Source organism: Glycomyces mayteni (assembly GCF_042428885.1).
In the GTDB taxonomy this organism is placed as follows: Bacteria; Actinomycetota; Actinomycetes; order Mycobacteriales; family Micromonosporaceae; genus Glycomyces; species Glycomyces mayteni.
Map to the genome: position 1 here is coordinate 644,536 of NZ_JBHMBP010000002.1, position 22,720 is coordinate 667,255.

At 73.3% G+C, this 22,720-nt stretch carries 21 protein-coding genes and 1 tRNA gene; 12 read left to right on the forward strand and 10 right to left on the reverse strand.

Going from position 1 to position 22,720, the window contains the following annotated elements; translation table 11 throughout:
* Positions 1–2: 2 nt before the first annotated feature.
* Positions 3–1,295 carry a TfuA-like protein gene (locus tag ACFFXY_RS09705; protein WP_382349036.1) on the forward strand — a complete coding sequence of 431 codons (1,293 nt, stop codon included), beginning with the start codon at positions 3–5 and terminating at the stop codon, positions 1,293–1,295.
* Between the two features lie 3 nt (positions 1,296–1,298).
* Here ACFFXY_RS09705 and ACFFXY_RS09710 read toward each other — a convergent pair whose 3' ends face one another.
* A complete protein-coding gene (locus ACFFXY_RS09710) occupies positions 1,299–2,189 on the reverse strand; it encodes an AraC family transcriptional regulator (RefSeq protein WP_382349038.1) in 891 nt (296 codons plus the stop codon).
* A gap of 185 nt (positions 2,190–2,374) precedes the next feature.
* On the opposite strand from ACFFXY_RS09710, the gene ACFFXY_RS09715 reads away from it, so the two are divergent.
* Complete coding sequence (locus ACFFXY_RS09715) at positions 2,375–3,133, forward strand: SDR family NAD(P)-dependent oxidoreductase (protein ID WP_382349041.1); 759 nt, start codon at positions 2,375–2,377, stop codon at positions 3,131–3,133.
* 27 nt (positions 3,134–3,160) lie between these two features.
* Here ACFFXY_RS09715 and ACFFXY_RS09720 read toward each other — a convergent pair whose 3' ends face one another.
* Positions 3,161–4,120 (reverse strand): ketopantoate reductase family protein, encoded by a 960-nt coding sequence (locus ACFFXY_RS09720; RefSeq protein WP_382349043.1) that lies wholly within the window; start codon positions 4,118–4,120, stop codon positions 3,161–3,163.
* An 84-nt stretch (positions 4,121–4,204) separates the two neighbouring features.
* On the opposite strand from ACFFXY_RS09720, the gene ACFFXY_RS09725 reads away from it, so the two are divergent.
* From ACFFXY_RS09725 to ACFFXY_RS09735, 3 genes are all read left to right on the forward strand, one after another.
* Positions 4,205–4,768 carry a TetR/AcrR family transcriptional regulator gene (locus ACFFXY_RS09725; protein ID WP_382349046.1) on the forward strand — a complete coding sequence of 188 codons (564 nt, stop codon included), beginning with the start codon at positions 4,205–4,207 and terminating at the stop codon, positions 4,766–4,768.
* Positions 4,769–4,913: 145 nt separating this feature from the next.
* Complete coding sequence (locus tag ACFFXY_RS09730) at positions 4,914–7,400, forward strand: tetratricopeptide repeat protein (RefSeq protein WP_382349048.1); 2,487 nt, start codon at positions 4,914–4,916, stop codon at positions 7,398–7,400.
* A 177-nt stretch (positions 7,401–7,577) separates the two neighbouring features.
* Entirely contained in the window at positions 7,578–8,219 is a 642-nt protein-coding gene (locus ACFFXY_RS09735) for a hypothetical protein (protein WP_382349050.1), read from the forward strand.
* Between the two features lie 40 nt (positions 8,220–8,259).
* Here ACFFXY_RS09735 and ACFFXY_RS09740 read toward each other — a convergent pair whose 3' ends face one another.
* Complete coding sequence (locus ACFFXY_RS09740) at positions 8,260–9,288, reverse strand: LacI family DNA-binding transcriptional regulator (RefSeq protein ID WP_382349052.1); 1,029 nt, start codon at positions 9,286–9,288, stop codon at positions 8,260–8,262.
* A gap of 138 nt (positions 9,289–9,426) precedes the next feature.
* Here ACFFXY_RS09740 and ACFFXY_RS09745 point away from each other — a divergent pair, with 138 nt between their 5' ends.
* Genes ACFFXY_RS09745 through ACFFXY_RS09760 form a run of 4 tightly spaced genes read left to right on the forward strand, consistent with a single transcriptional unit; the run spans position 9,427 to position 13,516 of the window.
* Positions 9,427–10,782 (forward strand): ABC transporter substrate-binding protein, encoded by a 1,356-nt coding sequence (locus tag ACFFXY_RS09745; protein WP_382349055.1) that lies wholly within the window; start codon positions 9,427–9,429, stop codon positions 10,780–10,782.
* Positions 10,783–11,736 (forward strand): carbohydrate ABC transporter permease, encoded by a 954-nt coding sequence (locus tag ACFFXY_RS09750; protein WP_382349058.1) that lies wholly within the window; start codon positions 10,783–10,785, stop codon positions 11,734–11,736.
* Positions 11,733–12,557, forward strand: a complete 825-nt coding sequence (locus ACFFXY_RS09755) for a carbohydrate ABC transporter permease (RefSeq protein WP_382349061.1) — start codon at positions 11,733–11,735, stop codon at positions 12,555–12,557. Before ACFFXY_RS09750 ends, ACFFXY_RS09755 begins: the two co-directional genes overlap by 4 nt.
* Complete coding sequence (locus ACFFXY_RS09760) at positions 12,554–13,516, forward strand: alpha/beta hydrolase (RefSeq protein WP_382349064.1); 963 nt, start codon at positions 12,554–12,556, stop codon at positions 13,514–13,516. The genes ACFFXY_RS09755 and ACFFXY_RS09760 overlap by 4 nt, the downstream gene beginning before the upstream one ends.
* A gap of 4 nt (positions 13,517–13,520) precedes the next feature.
* Here the strand turns inward: ACFFXY_RS09760 and ACFFXY_RS09765 are convergent, their stop codons facing one another.
* The 7 genes from ACFFXY_RS09765 to ACFFXY_RS09795 all read right to left on the reverse strand — a co-directional run bounded on the left by ACFFXY_RS09765 (position 13,521) and on the right by ACFFXY_RS09795 (position 18,092).
* Positions 13,521–14,090, reverse strand: coding sequence for a DUF7144 family membrane protein (locus tag ACFFXY_RS09765; RefSeq protein ID WP_382349067.1), 570 nt, complete (start codon positions 14,088–14,090; stop codon positions 13,521–13,523).
* Positions 14,091–14,215: 125 nt separating this feature from the next.
* Positions 14,216–15,091 carry an alpha/beta fold hydrolase gene (locus tag ACFFXY_RS09770; RefSeq protein ID WP_382349069.1) on the reverse strand — a complete coding sequence of 292 codons (876 nt, stop codon included), beginning with the start codon at positions 15,089–15,091 and terminating at the stop codon, positions 14,216–14,218.
* Positions 15,091–15,678 carry a TetR/AcrR family transcriptional regulator gene (locus ACFFXY_RS09775; RefSeq protein ID WP_382349072.1) on the reverse strand — a complete coding sequence of 196 codons (588 nt, stop codon included), beginning with the start codon at positions 15,676–15,678 and terminating at the stop codon, positions 15,091–15,093. The genes ACFFXY_RS09770 and ACFFXY_RS09775 overlap by 1 nt, the downstream gene beginning before the upstream one ends.
* 197 nt (positions 15,679–15,875) lie before the next feature.
* A tRNA-Leu gene (locus ACFFXY_RS09780) sits at positions 15,876–15,952 on the reverse strand.
* A gap of 47 nt (positions 15,953–15,999) precedes the next feature.
* Positions 16,000–16,716, reverse strand: a complete 717-nt coding sequence (locus ACFFXY_RS09785; protein ID WP_382349076.1) for a DUF8817 family protein — start codon at positions 16,714–16,716, stop codon at positions 16,000–16,002.
* Positions 16,706–17,164 carry a MarR family winged helix-turn-helix transcriptional regulator gene (locus ACFFXY_RS09790; protein WP_382349078.1) on the reverse strand — a complete coding sequence of 153 codons (459 nt, stop codon included), beginning with the start codon at positions 17,162–17,164 and terminating at the stop codon, positions 16,706–16,708. Before ACFFXY_RS09790 ends, ACFFXY_RS09785 begins: the two co-directional genes overlap by 11 nt.
* Positions 17,165–17,198: 34 nt before the next feature.
* Positions 17,199–18,092, reverse strand: a complete 894-nt coding sequence (locus ACFFXY_RS09795; RefSeq protein ID WP_382350601.1) for a phosphotransferase — start codon at positions 18,090–18,092, stop codon at positions 17,199–17,201.
* Positions 18,093–18,221: 129 nt separating this feature from the next.
* Here ACFFXY_RS09795 and ACFFXY_RS09800 point away from each other — a divergent pair, with 129 nt between their 5' ends.
* The 3 genes from ACFFXY_RS09800 (at position 18,222) to polA (ending at position 22,547) form a co-directional block, all read left to right on the forward strand.
* Positions 18,222–18,956 carry a 5-formyltetrahydrofolate cyclo-ligase gene (locus ACFFXY_RS09800; RefSeq protein WP_382349081.1) on the forward strand — a complete coding sequence of 245 codons (735 nt, stop codon included), beginning with the start codon at positions 18,222–18,224 and terminating at the stop codon, positions 18,954–18,956.
* Between the two features lie 145 nt (positions 18,957–19,101).
* Positions 19,102–19,719: an ANTAR domain-containing response regulator gene (locus ACFFXY_RS09805; RefSeq protein WP_359949616.1), complete on the forward strand. Its 618-nt coding sequence runs from the start codon at positions 19,102–19,104 to the stop codon at positions 19,717–19,719.
* A 116-nt stretch (positions 19,720–19,835) separates the two neighbouring features.
* Positions 19,836–22,547: a DNA polymerase I gene (gene polA / locus ACFFXY_RS09810; protein WP_382349085.1), complete on the forward strand. Its 2,712-nt coding sequence runs from the start codon at positions 19,836–19,838 to the stop codon at positions 22,545–22,547.
* The last annotated feature ends 173 nt before the right edge of the window (positions 22,548–22,720 follow it).

Consider the following 22,720-nt stretch of genomic DNA (forward strand, 5'->3'; position numbering starts at 1 on the left):
CGGTGACCGTGCACGTCTTCTGCGGCCCCACCCTCGGCGCGGCCGAGGTCCGCGCACTGCTGCCCGCGGCCGTCGTGCACCCGCCGATCCGCCACGGCGACGCGCTGCGCCTCGACGCCGGTCCCGGCGACCGCGTCCTCATCGTCGACGGCGTGTTCCACCAGTCGGCCTCGGTGCGCCACAAGGAGATCCTCGCGCTCATGGGGGCCGGCGCCGTCGTCGTCGGCTGCTCCAGCATGGGCGCGCTGCGCGCGGCCGAGCTCGACGTCTACGGCATGATCGGCGTCGGCGAGGTCTACCGGAGCTACAAGGACGGCCGCACCGACGCCGACGCCGACGTGGCCGTGACCCACACGCAGGGCCCCGAGGTCGAGCAGCTCTCGATCGCGATGGCGGACATGGAGTCCCAGCTCCGCGCCGCCCACCGGGCTGGCGCCATCGACGGCGCCGAACGCGCCGCCATCGCCGCCGCCCTCCGCGGCGTCCACTACACCGAGCGCAGCCCCCGGCTCCTCGCGCGGCTGGAGGCCCCCGGCAGCGCCGCGTTCCGCGCCTGGCTCTCCGAGCACCCCGACGGCGCCAAGCGCCGCGACGCCCTCACCGCGCTGCGCCTCCTCGCCGAGGGCGCGTTCGCGCCGACCGACCCGGGCGCTTGGATCGACCGAGAATGGCGGACCGAGCACCTGGCGGAGTGGACCGACCGCCACACGGGACCCGTCCACGGCACGCGGCGCATCTCGACGCTGGCGCAGCGCCAGTACCGCCAGATCTTCGACGCCGACTACCCGCAGTGGTGGCGCGCCCGCGTCCTCGCCTGGATCGCGGACGCGGCCGACGGCCTCCGCCTCGACGACCTCACCGCCGACCAGCGGCTGCACTGGCTCACCCCCGCCGAGAACGCCGCCTTGGACCCCGGAGAGGCCCTGGCGCGCCTCCTCGTCCGCACCGCCGCCTCCGGCCCCACCTGGCCCGGCCGCGACCGGCCCGCGGCGGCCCCCGATCCCGCCGTCCTGGACGCCGTCGCCCGGGCCTACGCGGCCAACGACCGCGCCGCCGCCCTCGGCATCGACCTCGACCGACTGGACACCGGCGCCGTCCGCCACTACCTCCAGCAGCTCTGGCGCCTGACCGATGCGACCCCCGAGGCGCGCACCGCCGCGGCCCGCGACCGCGGCTTCCGCGACTTCGGCACCGCCGCCGAAGCCACCCGCCAGTTCATCCTGTCCCAGCTCGGCCCGAACCTGTGGAACCTCCTCCACCGGCGCCGAACCGAGACCGGGCGTCCGCCTGCCTAGCGGTCACCGGCCGGCGGTGTGCGCCGCGCGGAGCCGTGCGGCGTCTTCACTCGGAGGGCTGCCGAAGCGGCGGCGGTAGTCGCGGCTGAACTGGGAGGGGCTGTCGTAGCCGACGGCCAGGCCGGTGCGGGCGATGTCGGCGTCGCGGGTCGCGAGCATGAGGCGGGCCTGGTCGAGGCGGATCTGCTTCTGGAACTGGATGGGGGTCATGGTGGTGACGGCGCGGAAGCTGCGGTGGAACGCCGAGGTGCTCAGCCGGGCCATGCGGGCGAGGTCCTCGACGCGGAGCCGTTCGGCGTGGTGCTCGCGGATCCAGCGGGCGACCCGGCCGACGTGCGCGAGGCTGGAGTCGCCGAGGCCGAGCTGGCGCACGGCCGCGCCCTGCTCGCCGGTCATGAGCAGCCAGAGGATCTCGCGTTCGATCATCGGGGCGAGGACGGGGCGGTCCCGCGGGCGCTCCAGGAGCCGCACCATGCGGACGGCGGCGTCGATGAGCTCGGGGGAGGCGTCGCTGACGGCGAGGCCGGGCGGGGCGCCGCCCCCGGAGGGCGGGAGCGCGTCGGCGTGCTCCAGGAGCAGCGCGGCGATCGCGGACGGGCGCAGGGCGAGCCCGAACCCGACGGCGGGCACTGCCCGGCTCGCCTCCACGAACTGGCCGGTCACCGGCAGGTCGACCGAGGCCACCAGGTACTGGCCCGCGCGGTAGTCGAAGCTGCGGTCGCCGAGCGCGATCCGCTTCGCGCCCTGGGTGATCAGCGCCAGGCAGGTGCCCGTCGGGTACGTGGCGGGCGGGGCCGAGGCGGTCACCACGGACAGCAGGACGCCGTCGATCGCCGTGGTGGCGTCCTCGCGCGCGTGGCGCAGGATCAGGCGGTGCAGCTCGTCGAGGGCCATGCCTCGATTGAAGCACTCCGGGCGTCCCGCGGCGTCCACGGAGTGCCGAGGAAAGCAGGATCGTGCAAGGACCGGCCGGTTTCCGCCTGCTCGGCCCCCGCTCCCGCTGCTTTGCTTGAAGCACACGGGCCGCCGGGAAAGCCCCCGGCGGCGGGACCGTCCACCATCCTCAAGGGAGTGCCATCATGTCTGTCGCGATCGTCACCGGCGCCAGTTCCGGGATCGGCCGCAGTGCCGCCGTCAAGCTCGCCGAGCGCGGATGGGGCGTCATCGCCACCTACGCCGGGAGCCGGGAGCGCGGCCTGGAGACCGTCGCCGAGGTCGAGGCCGTCGGCGGCACCGCCGTCGCCCTGCACCTCGACCTCGGCGCGAGCGCGGACTTTCCCGCCTTCAAAGGCCGCGTCGCGGAGGCGCTCGCCCAGACCTGGAACGCCACCGGCGTCGGGGCGCTGGTGAACAACGGCGGCCAGGCGCAGGCGGCGAGCTTCGAGGACACGAGCGAAGCGCTCTTCGACGACCTCACGCGCGTCCTGCTCAAGGGCCCGTACTTCCTCACGCAGGCGCTCCTGCCGCTCATCGAGGACGGCGGCGCGATCGTGAACACCACCAGCAGCAGCGCCACCGCTTCGGAGATGGCGCCCGGGTACTCGGTGTACGGGTCGCTCAAGGGCGGCCTGATCGTGCTGACCCGGTTCATGGCCAAGGAGTTCAGCCCCCGGGGCATCCGCGTGAACGCGGTCGCCCCCGGGCCGACGCGGACCCGCCTGGGCGGCAACGCGTTCGAGCGCTTCCCCGAACTGGCCGGGCCGCTCGCCGCGGACACCGCGCTCGGCCGCGTCGGCGAGCCCGACGACATCGGCCTGGCCATCGCCGCGCTCTGCTCCGAGGAGTCCCGCTGGATCACGGCCCAGAGCATCGAGGTCTCCGGCGGGTACAAGCTCTGAGCGTCCGGTCCCTCCCCGCCGTCCGCGTCAGGCGCTTCGGTTCGGCGCGAACGCGGGAGCCGCGGCGGCGAGCCTCGGGGTCGGGATGCCGAGACGCCGGGCTTCGGCGAGCACGTCGCGGCACACGACGAGGGGTTCTTCGGCGGCGGGGTCGTCGTGCACCTCGAAGGCGCGGCGGGCGAGGGGGACGTGCTTGACCGCGGTGGCGAGCGCGGTGGCCGACAGCCGGGAGGGCATCCGGAACATGAGCGTCGTCGGGCGGTGCAGGCGCAGATCCACGCCGCGGGCCTCGACCACCGGGAGCAGCTCGCGACCGGCGAGCATCGCCTCCCGCAGCGCGGCGGTGTCCCCGATGAGGTCGGCCATCGCTCCGCGCTGGAGCGCCTGCGAGTAGAGGCTCGCGTCGGCGGCGGTGTGGATCAGGAGCCAGCCGCGGATGTCGGCCTTCTCGCGGACCCGGAACCCGGCCTCGCGGAACGCGCCGCGCACCGCGAGTTCGCGGGCCGTCAGCGCCTCGTTGAACGTCCCGAACAGGACGCCGGGGATCAGGGCCGCGCGCAGGCGGCCCGCCTCGTCCCAGCCGCCGCCTCCCTGCGGGAAGCCCCACGCGAGCTGCGCGAGCGGCAGCGGGGCGGCGACGTCGAGGGGCTCCTCCCACATGTTGCTGAACATGAGCAGCGTCGCGTCCCCGATGCGGGTCGAGAGGAAGTCGACCGCCTCGGGAAGCCGGTGGTGGGGGACGCTGAGGACGATGAGGTCGAAGTCGTGGTCCGGCGCGAGGTCCTCGCGGTACCGCGGCGACCACGTCTCGCGGACCCGCCGGTCGCGGCCCTTCCGGCGGGCGTCGATGAGGTCGATCGCCATCGACTCCCCGTAGGCGCCCGCGCGCCCGGGCCGCACGTAGAACTCGACGTCGTGGCCCGCGCCCGCGAGCGCCCAGCCGTAGACGGAGGCGATGACGCCCCTGCCGAACATCAGGATCTTCATGCTGCCCCTGTACGATAGACGAAACGGAGATGATCCCCGTTTGAAAGATACGGAGACGATCTCCGCTTGTCAAGTCGGAGGACCATGAACGCTCCCAAGCCGATCCGCGCCGACGCGCGGCGCAACCGCGACGCCCTGGTGCGCGCCGCGCGCGAGATCTTCGCCGAAGCCCAGGCCGACGCCCCGTTCGAGGACGTCGCCCGCCGCGCCGGCGTCGGGGCGGGGACCCTCTACCGCCACTTCCCGAACCGCAACGCGCTCATCGCCTCCGTGTTCGAGGAGGAGGTGGTCGCGCTCCGCGACCGGGCGCGCCACCTGCTGGAGACCAGGCCGCCCGACGAGGCGCTGGCGGCCTTCCTCCGCGAGATGGTCGACCACATGTACGGCCACCGGGGCCTCGCGCGGACCTTCTTCGCCGTCTCCGAGGCCGCCGGGGGCGACCTGTCCGACAAGGGACGGCTGATGGAGGGCGCGGTCGCCGCGATCCTCGACCGCGGCGTCGAGCAGGGCCTCCTCCGCGGCGACATCCCGGTCGGCACGCTGATGCTCGCGCTCCACGGCATCGGCGTCGCGTCCGTCCACTCCGATCACCGCGCCGAGGCCGACGGCATCGTGCAGCTCCTCATCGACGGCCTGCGCCGCACCTGAGACCGCGGGAGCCGCGGCGTCGGGGCGGCGGGCCCGGGCCCCGGTGGGCCCGCGCGCTCCGACGCCCCGATCCAACCCTCCATTGCGGTTGAAGGGAAGGCACGGCTGGAATACGTTGGAACGCCAGCACCGGAAGCGAGGACGCATGCCCCCTGCCGACACCGCCGCCCGGCTCGCGGCCTGGCTCGCCGCGCACATGGAGCACCACCGCCTCACCGCCGACGAGGTCGCCCGCGACCTGCACGTCGGCGCGCCGCAGGTCCGCGGCTGGCTCGCCGCCGCCGGGCACCGCCCGCCCGCGGCCGCGGGGGAGTTCGACCACCTCGACACGCCCGTGAAGCTCGGCGCGTGGCTGCGCGCCCGCATCGCCGACTCCGGGCTCACCGTCCGCGACCTCGCCTCGTCCACCGAGCACGTCTCGATGAGCACGGTCTACAACTGGCTCAAGGGGCTGCACCTCCCCGCCCCGCCCGCCGCCGACGAGCCCGACCGGTTCGACCTGCTCCTGTCCAACCCCGCGCTGGGCCTGGGCACCCACCAGCGCGTCCAGCTCGACGAGGTCCGCCGCCGCCTCACCGGCACCTCCCTTCGCGTCGAGGACCCCGCCGCCTGGGACGCCCGCGCGCTGCCCGCCGCCAACCGCTCCTTCACCGGCCGCCGCGCGGCCCTGCGCCGCCTCGACCGCGCCCTCGCCGACCGGGCCGCCCTGGTCCTGGTCACCGGCATCGGCGGCGTCGGCAAGACCGCCCTGGCCGTCCAGTGGGCCCGATCGGCGCTCGCCCGCGCCACCTACACCGACGGCTGCCTCCACCTCGACCTGCACGGCTACAGCGCCGGGGCCCCCGTCGACGCCGCCACCGCCCGCCTGCGCCTGCTCTTCCAGCTCGGCGCCGACCCCCGCCGCCTCCCCGCCGACCCCGAAGCCCAAGCGGCCCTGTACCAGCGGATGCTCGCCGACCGCCGCGTGCTCCTCGTGCTCGACAACGCCCACGCCGAGGCCCAGGTGCGCCCGCTCCTGCCCGCCGCGCCCGGCTGCCTCGCGCTCGTCACCAGCCGCGGCCGCCTCCCCGGCCTCGACGTCACCAGCCCCGGCCTCGCCCGCCTCGACCTCGACGCCCTCACCGCAACCGAGGCCGCCGCCCTCCTGCGCGACCTCCTCGGCCGCCTCGCCACCAAGGACGTCGCCGACGCCGACGTCCAGGCCCTCGCCGACCGCTGCGGCCGCCTCCCGCTCGCCCTCCAGATCGCCGCCGCGAACTACCTCACCCACCACCACCCGCGGCGCACCCCGCTCGCCGACTACACCGCCGCACTCGCCCTGGGGGCCTTGGCGACCGGACCCGACGACCCCGCCACCGCCGTCACCCCCACCCTCGACCACTCGCACCGCCAGCTCAGCCCCGGCGCGCAGCGCGCCTACCGCCTCCTGGGCCTGCACCGCGCGCCCGACTTCGCGCCCGCGTGGGCCGCCAGCGTCGTCGCCGAACCCCTCGACCGCGCCCGCACGCTCCTGTCCGAGCTCGCGCAGGCCAACCTCCTCGCCCTCGACGACCGCGGCCGGTACGCCTTCCACGACCTCCTCCGCGAGCACGCCGCCGCCCTCACCGAGCGCCACGAGACCGCCGAGGACCGCCGCGCCGCCGTCGGCCGCGGCCTCGACCACTGGCGCTCCAGCGGCCTCGCCGCCACCATGGCCGCCGAACCCGGCCGCGACCCGATCACCCTGCACCCCTTGGCCCCCGGCGTCGCGCCCGAGTCCTTCCACGACTACGACACCGCCGCGGCGTGGATCGAGGACGAACTCGAAGGGCTCCTCGCCGGGGCCGCGCACGCCGCCGACGCGGGCTTCGACGCCGACGTCTGGCAGCTCGCCTGGGCCGCCGCGAACGCCCTCGGCGACCGCGGCCAGTGGAACCGCCAGATCGAGCTCGCCCACCGCTCCCTGGCGGCCTCCGAGCGCGCGGGCGACGCCGAGGCGATCGCCCGCAGCCACCGCTTCGTCGCCCACCCGGCGATCCGCGACGGCCGCATCGACGAGGCCCGCGCCCACCTGCGCCGCGCCCTCGACCTCCACCGCGACGACGCCGACGCCGCGGGCCAGGCGGCCGTCCTCCACAGCCTCGCCGCCATCGAGGAGCACGTCGGCGACCACGCCGCCGCCCTCGCCTGCGCCGAGACGGCGCTCGCCATCGACCGCGGCCGCGGCTTCCTCGGCGGCGAGGGCCGCGCCCTCAACGAGATCGGCTGGCACCTCGCCCACCTCGGCCGCGCCGACGAGGCCGTCGAGCCGTGCCTCCAGGCCCTCGCCGTCTTCGAGAAGCTCGGCGACCGCGGCAAGGCCGCGCTCACCCTCGACACCCTCGGCTACATCCGCCACGCCCGCGGCGAGCACGACGCCGCGATCGCCGAGTACCGCCGCGCCAACGCCGAGTTCCGGGCTCTCGGCCGCCCCTTCGAGACCGCGGGCACCCTCGACCGCATCGGCGACGTCCACGCCGACGCGGGCGACCGCGCCGCCGCACGCGCCGCCTGGACCGAGTCGCTCGCGCTCTTCGAGGACCTCGGCCACGCCGCCGCCGACGACGTCCGCGCCAAACTCGACGCCCCCGCCGCCGGCGCGGGACCTGCCTGAGCCGCAATTCGATCGGGCCCGGCGCACGCCCCTGCGCCCCCGATTCCAACCGATTCCAACGGGTCCTTCCCGCCCGGCCCTCCGCCCGGTTCAATGGACCGCGGCCGGGCCCGGGACGCCGCCCGAGCGCCTCGACCCCGATCCGGCGCCCACCGCGACGACCGCAGGGAACCCCGCATGATGCCGCCAGGAAGGGCCGTCTGGAGCGCCCCGTCCCCGCTTCCTCCTCCGCCGCCGCGGACGCGGCGGCACCTGTGGGCGGTCGGCGGCGCGGTGGTCGCCGTCGTCGCGGTCGTGCTCGCGACCGTCCTGGTCACCTTGTGGCGCATGGACCCCGCCGGGGGCGGCGGCACGGGCGACGTGCTCGCCGACGAGACGTGCGCGGAGTTCGGCACCGACGGGTACGCGACCCTCTTCGGGACCGCGCCCGCCGCCTCGACGGCCGACGGCTACGGCTCCGGCGGCATCGGCAACCTCACCTGCACGTGGTCCCACGACGGCGCGGACGGCGGCGGCCTCGCCGTGGACGCCTGGACCGACGCCGACTCGGCCGCCCAGTTCTGGCTCGACGAGAAGTCCTGGTGGACCGAGCACGCCGACACCCTCGCCGACTTCGACGGCGTCGGGGAGTCGGCCTTCCTGTACGTCCAGGGCTCGGGCGAGGAGCCCCAGAAGCGCCAGATCACCTTCGTGACCGGCCGCCTCACCGTCTCGGTCTTCTGCTGGATCGACCCGACCCGCCAGTCCCCAGAGGACGCCGACGCCTACCTCGGCGACCTCGCAGCCCAAGCGGACCGGATCACTGCCACGATCGCCTGAAACAGCCGCGAAGGCACTCCGCCGCCGGTCGCCGGACGGGTCAGGGGGCGGCGATCGAGCCGCGTTCGCGCAGGGGCATGGGGACGCGTTCGAACCCGGTGGCGGGTGCGGGGGCGAGGAGTGCTTCGACGGCCCTGCGGCCGAGCTCGTAGTGGGGGAGGGCGACGGTGGTGAGGCCGGGCCGGAGCCAGCCCGCGAGCTGGTGGTCGTCGAAGGAGACCACGGAGAAGTCCTGGGGCACATGGAATCCGGCTTCCTGGATCGCCTGGTAGGCGCCGAGGGCCAGGCGGTCGTTGAAGCAGAGGATCGCCCCGTTTTCGACGCCTGACTCCAGGAGCGCCGTCGTCGCCCGCCAGCCGTCCTCGGGCAGCCAGATGCCGCACCTGCGGCCGCTCGCGGGCTTGAGCCCGGCGCCGTCGAGTTCGAGGAGGATGCCCTCCAGGCGCTCCCGCCCGGCGATGGTCAGCGGCGGCACGTCCTCGGGCGTGGGGCCCGCGCCGATGAGGTGGACCCTCCGGTGGCCCGCGTCGAGCAGGGCGCGCGCGGCGGCGCGGCCCGCGCCGACCTCGTCGGGTATGACGACGGGGACCTGCGCCCCGGCCTCCGCGGGGACGGTGTTGAGGAACACGAGGGGGCGGCCGACTCCACTGGGGACCGGGCGCTCGCGCGTGAACATGGAGGCGATGACGATCCCGTCGACCTGCCGGTCCACCATGGCCTGGATGAGGCGGGCCTGCTCGTCCTCGGACCCTTCGGACTCGCCGATGAAGAGCATGTGGTCGTGCCGCCGCGCGCCTTCGAGCGCGCCCTTGATCATGTCGCCCGCGAGCTGGGACGTCGCCACCGTGTCGGAGATGAAGCCGAAGGTGCGGCTGAGGCCGGTCCGCAGGACCTGCGACGCCGCGTTGGGGCGGTACGCCAGCTCGACGGCGACCTGGCGCACCCGGCGCTGGACGGGCTCGGAGATCCGCAGCTCGTCGCCGCGGTCCGACAGGACCAGCGATGCGGTCGTGCGCGACACGCCAGCGGCCTTGGCGACGTCGGCGAGGGTGACTCGCTTCTGGTGCACGTGGGGTCCTTCCGTACGTCGGGGTCTGCGGGGAGTTGACAAACGCAGCTCCGTCTCGCAGTATAAGCGTTGCTAACTCGGTTTAGCTCGACGGTTCATCCGCCGATCCCTCCAAGACATGGATGAAAGGGGACAACGATGTCTCGCACGAGCAGGTCCCGCCGGCGCGCTCTGGCCGTCTCAGGCGTCGCCTTCGCCTCCGCCATCGGCCTCGCCGCCTGCGCCCCTCCCGGCAGCGACGGCGGCGATGACGCCTCGGCCCCGCTGACCGGCGACCCCACCTGCGGCGACGACGCGGTCGTGCTCAGCGCCTACTTCGAGACGGGCTTCCCGCTGCCGGGCGCGCTCGCCGAGGAGTTCACGCGCCAGTACCCGAACGTCACGTTCGACATCCGCGAAGACCAGTTCGCCGTCATCACGCAGAACGCGCCGCGGACCCTCCAGGACTCCCCGCCCGACCTCATGCGCCTGCCCCAGATGTCCGAGCTCGCCTCCGACGGGCTCCTCCTCGACCTCGACCCATACGCGGAGGCGTTCGGCTGGGACGCCTGGCCCGCCTCGCAGCTGGAGCAGATGCGCGTCGGCGAGGACGGGAGCCGCGGCGAGGGCCCGCTCTACGCGATGGGCCTCGGCTACTCGATGACCGGGGTCTTCTACAACAAGGAGCTCGGCGCGCAGATCGGGATGACCGAGCCGCCCGCGACCCTCGCGGAGTTCGACGGCTACCTCGCCGCCGCCCGCGACGCGGGCATCACCCCCGTCTCGCAGTTCAACGGAGGCGCCACCGGGGGCCTCGCGTTCCCGCTCCAGGCCCTCATGGCCTCGTACGGCGACACCGCCGCCGTCAACGACTGGATCTACCAGAAGCCCGGCGCCGACATCGACACGCCCGAGAACCTCGCCGCCGCCGAGCACCTCGCCGGGTGGATCGAGGAGGGCTACTTCGCCGACGACGTCAACTCGATCGACTACGCGCAGATGATGAGCCGCTTCGTCAACGGCGAGTCGCTGTTCATGTTCAACGGCGACTGGGAGTCGGGCAACCTCGACGCGCAGATGCCCGGCGGCGCGGGCTTCTTCCTGATGCCCCCGCTGGAGGCCGGCGGCGCGATCGGCGCCATGTCGGCCCCGGCCACCTACGGGATCGCCGCCACCGCCGAGCACGCCGAGTGCGCCGCGTTCTTCCTGAACTGGGCCGCGACCGACGAGCAGGCGCGCACCATCGAGGTCGAGACCGGCGGCTCGCACCCGATGGGCCCCGCCGACGGCTTCATGCCCGACGTCGCCGAAGGCTCCGTCACCGCCGCGACCCTCGCCGCGGGCGCGACCATCAGCGAGGCGAACGGGTCGATGGACTTCATCGCCAACGCCACCGGCGCGATCTACGCCCAGAGCTGGACGCCCAACCTCCAGAAGCTCGTCGCGGGGGAGCAGACGCCCGCGGGCCTGCTCGAAGCGGTGCAGGCCGACTACGAATCGCAGGTCGGTGACTAGATGGCCGCACCCGCGTCCACCGCGTCGCCGCCCGGGCCCGGCGGGACCGCCCGCCCGCGCCCGGGCGGCCGCGCCCGCCGCCGCCGCGTCGGCGGCAGCCTCCTCGCCTACGCGCTCCTCGCCCCGGCCGCGATCTTCTACGCGTTCTTCGTGCTGCGGCCCATCGTCGCCTCGGCGCAGTACTCGCTCTACGACTGGAACGGCGTCACGACCGCGACCTGGGCGGGCCTCGACAACTACGTCGCGGTCCTGAGCGAACCCAAACTCGTGGGCGCGATCGGGAACGCGTTCGAGCTGATCCTGTACTTCAGCGTCGTCCCCGTCGCGATCGCGCTCTTCGCCGCCAACCTCATCAGGTCCATCGCCGCGAGCCGCCTGGCGGCCGCCGCGCGGACCGTGCTCTTCATCCCGCAGGTGATCCCGCTGGTCGCCGCCGGGATCATCTGGAGCTGGCAGCTGTCGAGCGACGGCCTCGTCAACCAGCTCCTCCGCGCCGTCGGACTCGACGCCGCCACCCGCGCGTGGCTGGGGGACTTCGACACCGCCCTCCCCGCGGTCGGCGTCATCGGCGCGTGGGTGCAGGTGGGCCTGTGCCTGGTGCTCATCCTCGCGGGCATGACGCGGATCGACGCCTCGCTCTACGAAGCGGCCCGCATCGACGGCGCGGGACCCGTGCGCGAGTTCTTCTCGATCACGCTTCCCGGTGTGCGCCAGGAGATCGCCGTGTGCGTCACGGTCACCGTCATCTCCGCGCTCGCCAGCTTCGACATCGTCTACGTCGCCACCCAGGGCGGGCCGGGCGACAGCACCCTGGTGCCGGGGCTCCAGATCTTCTACCTCGCCTTCTTCGAGCGCGAGATCGGCACGGCCTCCGCGTTCAGCATCGTCCTGATGGCGCTGGTCATCGCCGTCGTCCTGCCGCTCCAGCGACTCCTCCGAGGACGTGAATCGTGATCGTCTCCCGCCGCGAGAAAGTCATCGGCCGCGTCATACTCGTCGTGCTGATGCTGGTCACGCTGATGCCCTTCGCCAGCATCTTCGTCACCGCCCTCCACGAGCCGGGCACCTACCCGCAGGGCATCGAATGGCCCGAGACCCCGCACTGGGACAACTTCGCCCTCGCCTTCCAGTCGGCGGACATGTTCCGCCTGCTCGGCTCCAGCCTCCTCATCGAACTGGGCGTCGTCCCCGCCGCGGTCCTCCTGGCGACCCTCGCCGGGTTCGCCCTCGGGCACCTCAGGCCGCCCGGCTCCCGGGTCATGTTCGTCGTCTTCATCCTCGGCCTGACGCTCCCCTTCGAGGGGATCATCACGCCGCTGTACTTCCAGATCCGCGACCTCGGCATCCTCAACACCCGCTGGGCGATCATCCTGCCGCTCATCGGCCTGTTCATGCCCTTCGCGGTCACCTGGATGCGCGCGAACTTCGCCACGATCCCCAGGGAGCTGTCGGAGGCCGCGCACGTCGACGGGGCCACCACCTGGCACCTGTTCTGGCGCATCCACGTCCCGCTCTCGGTCCCGGCGATATCCTCGCTCGCGATCCTGCTGTTCCTGTGGACGTGGAACCAGTTCCTCCTCGCGATCGTCCTCGTGGCCGACCCGGCCCAGCGGACCATAGCCGGGGCCCTGGGCGCGTTCCAAGGCAGGTACGGCACCGACATCCCGCTGCTGTGCGCAGGGTCGCTGCTCATCCTGACGCCGACGCTGATCGTGTTCCTGATCTTCCAGCGCAAGTTCGTCTCGGCCCTGCTCCAAGGGTCGCTGAAGGGATGACCGCCCCGACCCGCCCGCCCTTCGCCCCCGAGATCGAACGGGCGCTGGCCCAGCGCGCGGACCTGTGGACGAGCCTGCGCCCCGACGAGATCCCGCACCTGCGCGCGGGCGCCGCCGCGCCGACCGAGCACGACATCGACCGCGGCGGCGAGTTCCGCCTCAGCCGCCACCGGGCGCACGACCCGCGCACCGGAGCCTCGCCCGGCCTCGTGCTGCTCCGGCCGAGGGACCGGCCCGGACCCTGGCCCGTCCTCTACCACGTGCACGGCGGCGGCCTCGTCTCCGGCAGCGCGCTCGACGACCTCCCGGTCGCCGCCGAACTCGCCTCCGGCGCCGGCATGGCCGTCGCGTCCGTCGAGTACCGGCTGGCCCCGGAGCACCGGTACCCGGCCGCCGTCGAGGACGTGTACGCAGGGCTGCAATGGATCGCCGCGAACGCGCCCGCGCTCGGACTCGACCCCGGCCGCATCGTCGTCGGCGGCGTCAGCGCCGGGGGCGGCCTCGCGGCCGCGGCCGCCCTGCTCTCCCGCGACCTCGCCGGACCGGACCTGCTGGGGCAGATCCTCGTCTGCCCCATGCTCGACGACCGCAACGACACCGGCTCAGCCCTCCAGATGGCGGGCGCCGGGGTCTGGGACCGGACCGCCAACGAGACCGGATGGTCCGCCTACCTCGGCCCCCGGCCCCGCGGCGACGTCCCCGCCTACGCCTCCCCGGCCCGCGCGTCCGACCTCAGTGGACTCCCGCCGACGTACATCGACGCGGGCTCCGCCGAGACGTTCCGGGACGAGGACGTCGAGTACGCCCGCCGCATCTGGGCGGCCGGAGGCAGCGCCGAACTGCACATCTGGCAGGGCGGCGCGCACGCCTTCGACGCCTGGACCCCCGAGGCCGCGCTCTCGCGCCAAGCGAGGCGCACCCGCGCGAACTGGCTGCACCGCCTCCTCGCCGAACGGTGAGCCGTCACTCCGAGTCCACGGGCCGCTGAGCGGGTCGGGTCATCGACTCGGCCTGCTCGGTCGGCGCCTCCTCGGTCTGGCGGTCGTACATGGTGCGGCTCGGGTTCGCGAACGGCTCGCCCGGCTGCGTGTCCTTGGTGCTCCAGTCCGCGGCCTCGGCGGCCCGGCCGCCGCCGTACTCGGCCTCTGCCGCCATGCCGGTCGCCGCGAGCGACCAGATCACGAACACGTCCACCGCGATCACGGTGATCGCCCACAGCGGCTGGTAGGGCATCCAGAAGAACTGCGCGGTCGCCGACAGGACCGCGAGCATGATGCCGAGCCAGCGGGCCCACGCGCGCCCGGAGAAGATGAACATGCCCGTCACGGCCGCGAGCGCGCCGATGATGAGATGCGTCCAGCCCCAGCCGGTGAGGTCGAGCTGGAGCAGGTAGTTCGGCGTCGTCACGAAGATCTCGTCCTCGGCGATCGCCGCCAGGCCCATGAGGACCTGCCACACGCCGACCATGATCATCAGGCACGCCGCGAGCGTCGTGCCTCCCGCCGCCCATGCCGCTCTGTTCTGCTGCGCCATCGTCGTGCCTCCGTTCGACCAGGAGGCGGTCGCGAAGCTCGGCGGAGCCCCCGCAGGCCGCCAATCAGCCTGATCGTAACGCCGGAAAACGCGAGGAACTGTCTATTCCTCGCATTCCGTCCCCGCTACCGCCCCAGCAGGCCCCGCACGAACGCGGCGATGCGGCCGGGGTCCTCCTCGGCCATGAAGTGGCCCGCCTCGACCGGCTCGTAGGTGAAGTCGGGAGCCCATGCGGCCCAGATCTTCTCGGGGTCGAAGCCGAGCAGGCTCCCCCAGTCCTGGGAGATCGCGGCGACCGGCATGGCGAGCGTGCGGCCCTTCGCGCGGTCGGCGCGGTCCATGTCGAGGTCGATCCCCGCGCTGGCGCGGTAGTCGGCGACGATCGACGGCACCGCTTGCGCCGACGCTCGGAGGTAGTGCTCGCGCAGCTCGGCCGAGAACGTGGTCCCGGCCGGGTCCCACGCGTCGAGGAACGAGGCGAAGAACTCCTCGGCGACGGCGGCGATCATCTTCTCGGGCAGGCCCTTGGGCTGCGCCATGAGGTAGAGGTGCCAGGCGACCTTCGCGTCGGCGCCGTGCAGCACGTCCCAGGTGTCCAGGGTCGGGAGCACGTCGAGGATGCCCACATGCGAGACCGTCCCGGGGTGGTCGAGCCCCGCGCGGACGGCGACGAGCGCGCCCCGGTCGTGGCCGACGAGGGCGAACCGCTCGTGGCCGAGCCGGGCGGCGACCGCGACGACGTCGTTCGCCATCGTGCGCTTGGCGTACGTCTCCGGGGAGGTCTCCTCGGGCTTGTCGCTGCCGCCGTACCCGCGCAGGTCCGGGGCGATCACGGTGTGGTCGCGGGCGAGGTCGCGGGCGACGGCGCTCCACATCACGTGGGTCTGCGGGAAGCCGTGCAGCAGCACCACGGGCGGGCCCTCGCCCGCGTGCGCGACGTTGAGTTCGACGCCCTCGGCGCCGGGGATGCGGTCGTAGGCGAAGCCCGGGATCGCAGTCATCACTGGTCCTTTCGTTCGGCGGCCGGCGTCGGCCGGCCGGAGAAGATGCCGTGCTGCCCCGCGGCCACGCCGCTGCGCAGCGCGGGGATGAGCACGGCGTCGGCGAGCGCCTCGCGGTACGCCGCGTCCGTGGTGAGGCCGTTGAGCTTGCGGAGGACGAGCGCCGCGGCCCCGACCTCCTCGTACGCGAACGGATCGGCCGTCGCGGGAAGCTCCCCGCGCTCGATCGCGCCGCGCAGCACCGCGTCGGTGAGCCGCGCCCCGGTCGGCCCCGCGGTGTCCTCGATGTACTGGCACAGCTCCGGATCGCGAAGGCCCGCTTGCAAGATCATGAGGCTCACATCGGAACCCGCCTCCATCGTCGCCTCCAGCCGCTCCAGGAGCGCGAGCACGTCCCCCCGCAGCGACCCGGTGTCCACCGCCTCCGGCTTGCTCCCCGCCGCGGGCCCGGCCTTGATCGCGGCGACCACCATCTCCTGCTTCGTCGCCCACCTGCGGTACAACGTCTTCTTCGACGCCTGCGCCCGCCTCGCGACCTCCTCGAACGTCACTCCATCAACGCCCGCCTCACCCACCAAGGCGAGCACCACCCGCAGGATCTCGGCCTCCCGAACCCCATCCCGAGGCCGCCCCGGAGCCCGAACCCGATCATTAGAATACGCCACGTCCCGTATCCTAACACGGGTCCAAGCGTCCCATCGGCAGGTGGAAAGTGAAAAACCGCCGGACGCCAGCATTGCTGCTGGTCGTCGGCGGTCTTGGTCCCGTGAGCCGGGGCAGTGCGTGGTAGCCCGGGTGGGATTCGAACCCACACTGTACGGGTTTTGAATCCGTCTTCTCTGCCAGTTGGAATACCGGGCCGGGGTCTCGCCTGTGGGGCGGGGCCGGTGCAAATGATACCCGGAGGGTCAGGTGAGTTGGGTGCGGAGGTCGGCGGCGGCGGTGAGGGTGGGGGTGAGGGCGGTGCGGTCGGCGGGGGTGAGGGGGAGGGCGTCGAGGCGGTCGAGGAGGTCGCGGGCGCGGGGGTGGTCGGAGAGGCGGACGGCGAGTTCGGCGCGGTAGGCGAGGGCCTCGGCGAGCTCGGTGGCGGGGGTGTCGGGGCCGGCCTTGGCGAGGGTCGCGTCGAGGATCTTGGCGGCCTGGGGGCCGTCGCCCTTGGCGTCGCCGAGGACGATCGCGGTGACGAGGGTGCGGCCGAGCTTGCTCGTGGGCTTGGTAGCCCGCTCGGCGTCCTCGTCGGCGGGGAAGAAGCGGATGACGTTGCCGCCGGGGTCGACCAGGGAGAAGCCCGCGCGGTTGCCGGTGTTGGCGCGCTTGCGGGGGCGGGTGACGCGGGGGATGCCGGAGACGAGGAGCTTGCCGTGCTCGGCGCGCATGCCCTCCGCGAACCGGTCGAAGAGCGCGCCGGTGTCGGGGACGATGACGATGCAGGTGCCGTAGGTGTTCTCCGGGTCGAGGTCGTCGACGCCGAAGAAGTGGAGCTGGATGTCGTCCTTGACGACCACCGTGTACGGGTTGGGCCGGGTCTGGTGGAGCGTCTCGGTGAAGCCGAGCATCCGGTAGAAGTCGGCGGTCTCGTCGATCGACCGGCAGGGGAGCAGCGGGATCGTGGTCTCACCGGTCATGCGGGGTCTCCTGTTCGATTGCGGCGCTGAGGGTGTCGAGAAGGACGCGGGCGGCGTCGACCGCGGCGGGGTCGAGGCGCGCGGCGAGCGCGTCGGCCCACGCGGCGTGGCGGCGCTCGACCTCGGCGAGGGCGCGCAGGCCCGCGGGCGTGGGGGCGATGAGCTTCGCGCGGCGGTGGCGCGGGTTGTCGCGGTACTCGGCGAGGCCCTCGCGCACGAGCGCGTCGGCCGTCTGCTGGACGCTCTGCCGCCGCAGCCCCATGAGTCGCGCCACGTCGGCGACGGTGCGCGCCTCCGTGTCGACGACGCCGAGGACCTGCCAGCGCGCGCTGGTGAGCCCCGCGGGCCGCGCCAGGTCGTCCCCGGCGGCGATGAGCGCGCCGTTGGCGCGGAACACGGCGACGATCAGCTCGGACGCCGCGAGCGCGCGCGGGGTGAGTTCCTCCACGCGCGCAAGGCTAGCACTCGTTGACAGGTACCTGTCAATCGAGGAGGTCGGCGGCGACGCGCGACAGCGTCCGCGTGGCCCAGCGCGCCATCGGCGGATTCGACTCGACGTAGTACCAGGCCGCGCCCATGGCCTGCACGAACGCCCACGCCCGGCCCCGCGCCCACTCGGCGTCGTCGGCGCCGAGCGCCTCGCGGAACGCCCGGCGCGGCCCCGCGTCGAGCAGGTGCCACGCCGCCATGAGGTCCAGCGCCGGATCGGCCGGCCCCAGGCCGCCCACGTCGAGCACGCCCGCCAGCCGCCCCTCGCGCAGCAGCACGTTGCCGGGGATGAGGTCGCCGTGGCACATGGCGTCGGGCGCCGAACCGCGCGGCAGGTCCCGCATCCCGGCCCACAGGCGCCGCATGAGCGCCACGTCGAGCAGCCCCTCGCTCTCGCGGAAGCACGTCTCCATCCACGCCTCGTGGACCGCGATCGCGCCCCCGCGCCCGCCCCCGGCGAACCTGCGGCCCCGCACCGGTATCGCCCGCACGTCCCGCACGAACGCCGCGAGGTCCGCCGCGAGCCCGTGGGACGCACCGGGATCGTCCTGCGCGGTGTCCCCGGGCAGCCACGTCTGCACCGACCACGGCATCGGGTACCCCGCGCCCGGCGCGCCGATCGCCAGCGGCTTCGGCGTCGGGAAGCCCGTGCGGCCCAGCAGCTCCCGGGCCGCCTCGGCCTCCGCTTCGAGCACCAGCCGCGCCGCCGCGGGCTCGGCCGCCTGGAGCGGGAACCGGGCCGTCAGACCGTCGCCGACGCGGAAGATCGCGTTGACGGTCCCCGGCGAGGACACCGGGGACACCGGCAGGCCCCGCCACCGCGGGAACTGGGCGTCGATCAGCTCCTGAACTGCGGCAACGGGAACGAAAAGCTGGCCCTCGTGCATCTGCATGGGCAGAGCCTCGCACCGCCCGGCCCCGGCGGCAACCCGGTTTTCCCGGCCCCGGAGGATGACGGGCACAGTGGAGGTGTGGGAGCCTGGAGGAGTTCACCCCTGGGCGTTGAGGAGACCGGAATGTCGTCGGCGCAAGCGAAGGATGAGATCCGACACCGCGTGTGGTCGCTCCTGGAGCGCCACGGCGCCGCCGACGGGGACGCGCACGGGCGCATACCCCGCTTCGCCGGCGCCCGCGAGGCCGCCGAGCGGCTCGCCGCGACCGACCAGTGGCGCGGCGCCAACGCCGTCAAGGTCAACCCCGACCGCGCCCAGCACCAGGTGCGCGCGCTGGCCCTCGGCGCGTCCAAGGCCACGTACATGGCCGTCCCGAAACTCGCGCTCGACCAGCCGTTCTACCTGCTGAACTCGCTGCTGCCCAGCTACACGCCCGACGAGGCCGCCACCCGCGACGCCGCCGAGGCCCACAGCCTCCTCGTCGGCGTCGAGGCCATGCAGCGGCTCGACCTGGTCGTCTCCGGGTCGGTCGCCGTCAACCGCGAGGGCGCCCGGATCGGCAAGGGCCGCGGGTACGCCGACATCGAGTACGGGATGCTCACCGAGGCCGGGCTCATCGACGACCGCACCGTCATCGCCACCACCGTCCACGACCTCCAGGTGCTCGACGGGCCGATCCCCGAGGAGCCGCACGACTTTCGCGTGGACCTCGTCGTCACCCCGACCGCGGTCATCCGCTGCCCGCGCACCCGCCGCCCCCACGGGCTCCACAAAGACCGGCTGACCGCCGAGCAGCTCGCCGAGATCCCGTTGCTCGACGCGCTCACGGCGAACTCCGGCGGCACCGGTGAGGGGTAGCGCGCCTCACGTTTCGGCCCTGTCGTCCGAAACGCTCGCCATAGGAACGTGCGGACGTAACACGCGGCGGCTAAGCTAGCGTCCGGACGTGCCGCGATTCCCGCACGACCCACCGTCCAGACGCGCATGAAAGGTACGGACCCGCATGACGAGCAAGGCCGCCGAGGAGCCGCGCAAGCGCGTGCTCATCGCCGAAGACGAGGGGCTCATCCGCCTCGACCTGGCCGAGATGCTCACCGAGGAGGGCTATGAGGTCGTAGCCGAGGCCGCCGACGGCGAAGCCGCCGTGCGCCTCGCCCAGGAGCACCTGCCCGACCTGGTCATCTGCGACATCCAGATGCCGATCATGGACGGTCTCCAGGCCGCCGAGAAGATCGTGTCCGCGCGCATCGCGCCGGTCGTGATCCTCACCGCCTTCTCCCAGCGCGACCTCATCAGCCGGGCCACCTCCGCCGGTGCCATGGCCTACCTGGTCAAGCCCTTCCAGAAGTCCGACCTGGTCCCCGCGATCGAGCTGTCCCTCACCCGCTTCGCCGAGATGACCGCCCTGGAGAAAGAGGTCGAGAACCTCACCGAGCGCCTGGAGGTCCGCAAGCTCGTCGACCGCGCCAAGGGCCTCCTCATGACCCAGTACGGCATGCCCGAGCCCGACGCGTTCCGCTGGATCCAGCGCGCCGCCATGGACCACCGCCTGTCCATGCGCGCCGTCGCCGAGCGCGTCATCGCCGAAGCAGAGCAGAAGGAAGCCCAGGAAGCCGAGTAGGCGACTCGAGTTCCCAGGGCCCGCGATCCGCCGGATCGCGGGCCTTCGGCGTCCCGCGGCCACGCCGTCGCGGACTTGCCCCGATCCTGTCGGACCCACTCGATAGGCTCGGGGGCGTGACCGCATCGCAAAACCGCCTGCTCCTGATCGACGGCCATTCGATGGCCTACCGCGCCTTCTTCGCCCTGCCCGCGGAGAAGTTCGCGACCGACGACGGGCAGGTGACCAACGCCGTCTACGGCTTCGCCTCGATGCTCATCAACCTGCTCAAGGCCGAGGCCCCCACGCACGTCGCGGTCGCCTTCGACGTCTCCCGCCACTCGTTCCGCACCGACGAGTACGCCGCCTACAAGGACGGCCGCGGCGAGACCCCCGAGGAGTTCAAGAGCCAGATCCCCATCATCAAGCAGCTCCTCGACGCCTTCGGCATCGCCTGGCTCACCAAGGACACCTTCGAGGCAGACGACATCATCGCCACCCTCGCCGCCCAAGGCGAGGCCGCCGGGCTCGCCACGCTCATCTCCTCGGGCGACCGCGACGCCATCCAGCTCGTCAACGAGCACACGACCCTCCTCTACCCGGTCAAGGGCGTCACCGAACTCGCCCGGTACACGCCCGAGGCCGTCGAGGAGAAGTACGGCGTCACCCCCGCCCGCTACCGCGACCTCGCCGCGCTCGTCGGCGAGAAGGCCGACAACCTCCCCGGCATCCCCGGCGTCGGCCCCAAGACCGCCGCCAAGTGGATCGCCAAGTACGGCTCCCTCGACGGCCTCATCGCCAAGGCCGACGAGATCACCGGCAAGGCCGGGCAGAGCCTGCGCGACCACCTCGACGACGTCATGCGCAACCACCGCCTCAACCTCCTCGTCACCGACGTCGAGCTCGACAAGGCCGTCCCCGACCTCGAATGGGCCGGCTGGGACGTCGCCGAGACCAACGCCCTCTTCGACGCCCTCCAGTTCCGCGCCCTCGGCGAGCGCCTCAACGCCAACCTCGCCGACAAGGCCGTCGGCGCCGCCGCCGCCCCCGTCGCCGAGACCGCCCGCGTCGAGGCCGCCGCGCTCGTCCCCGGCGGACTCGCCGCCTGGCTCGGCGAGCGCACCGGCGACGTCGGCGTGGCCTTCACCGGCACGTTCGCCTCCGGCGCCGGGTCCTTCGACACGATCGCGCTGGCCCAGGACGGCAAGGCCCTGTGGTTCGAGCCCTCGCAGCTCGACGCCGAGGACGAGCGGTCCTGGACCGAGTGGCTCGCCGACGCGAGCAGGCCGAAGCTCGTCCACGACGCGAAGGCGTTCCTGTGGGGCGCCGACGCCGCGGGCTGGCCCGAGCCCGCCGGGCTCAAGGCCGACACCATGATCGCCGCGTACCTCCTCAAGCCCGAGCAGCGCTCCTACGCGCTCGGCGACCTCGCCATGCAGTACCTCGGCCGCGAACTGGAGACCGCCCAGGCGGCTTCCGACGACGGCGCCCTGTTCAGCGACGCCGCGCTCGCGGGCGAGGCCGCGGACGACGACACCGCGCGCGTGCAGGCCGACTGCGACGCCGCCGCGGTCGTCGCCGATCTCGCCGCCGAGCAGGCGCAGCGCCTGGAGCAGCGCCACCAGGCCGCGCTCGCCGACGACCTGGAGTTCCCGATCATCGGCGTGCTCGCGCGCATGGAGATCACCGGGATCGCCGCCGACGAGGGCCACTTCGCGGACATCGAGTCCGGGTTCGCCGCGCAGTCGAAGGACGCCACCGACCGCGCCCACGAGATCGTCGGGCGCCCCTTCAACGTCGGCTCGCCCAAGCAGCTCCAGGAGATCCTCTTCGAGGAGCTGAAGATGCCGAAGACCAAGCGCACCAAGACCGGGTACACCACGAACGCCGAGGCGCTCCAGCAGCTCCTGGTCAAGACCGGGCACCCGCTCCTGGAGCAGCTGCTGCGCTTCCGCGACGTGGAGAAGCTCAAGCAGATCGTCGCCACGCTGCGCGCCACGATCCAGACCGACGGGCGCATCCACACCACGTTCCACCAGACCGTCGCCGCCACCGGGCGCCTGTCCTCCGCCGACCCGAACCTCCAGAACATCCCGGTCCGCTCCGAGGCCGGGCGCGCGATCCGCGCCGGGTTCGTGGTCTCCGAGGGCTTCGAGTCGCTCATGACCATCGACTACAGCCAGATCGAGATGCGGATCATGGCGAGCCTCACCGGCGACGAGGGCTTGATCGACGCCTTCATCGCGGGGGAGGACATCCACTCCGCGGTCGCCGCGAAGGTCTTCGGCGTGGGCCTCGGCGAGGTCTCGGCCGAGCACCGCCGCAAGATCAAGGCCATGTCCTACGGCCTCGCGTACGGCCTGTCCACGTACGGCCTGAGCCAGCAGCTCGGCATCGAGAACGCCGAGGCCCAGCAGCTCTCCGACGACTACTTCGCGCGCTTCGGGAAGGTCCGCGACTACCTGCACAACGTCGTCGAGGAGGCCCGCAAGACCGGGTACACCGAGACGATCATGGGCCGCCGCCGCTACTTCCCGGACCTCACCTCCGACAACCGCCAGCTCCGCGAGATCGCCGAGCGCGCGGCCCTGAACGCGCCGATCCAGGGCTCGGCGGCCGACATCATGAAGACCGCGATGCTCGGCGTCGACCGCGCCCTGCGCGAGGCGAAGCTCGACTCGCGGGTCATCCTCCAGGTCCACGACGAGCTCGTGTGCGAGGTCGCACCCGGCGAGGCGGAGCGGTTGGAGTCGCTCGTGCGGGAGCAGATGTCCAACGCCGCAACGCTCGCGGTGCCCTTGACCGTGGCCGCGGGCTTCGGCGATTCATGGGAAGCCGCTGCCCATTAGCGGTGTCGATCGACACCGGCACCCGGCCCGGACTGGCGCGGCGTTATCGCGCACGGTAACCTGGACGGGCCTGGGCTTGTCCGCGTCCTCAGAATGGAGCAGGACGCCGCCGGCGGCAAGGGCGGCCCGGGATTGAACCGCGAGTGCGCGCGTCCGGCCAGGGTGCGTGCGCG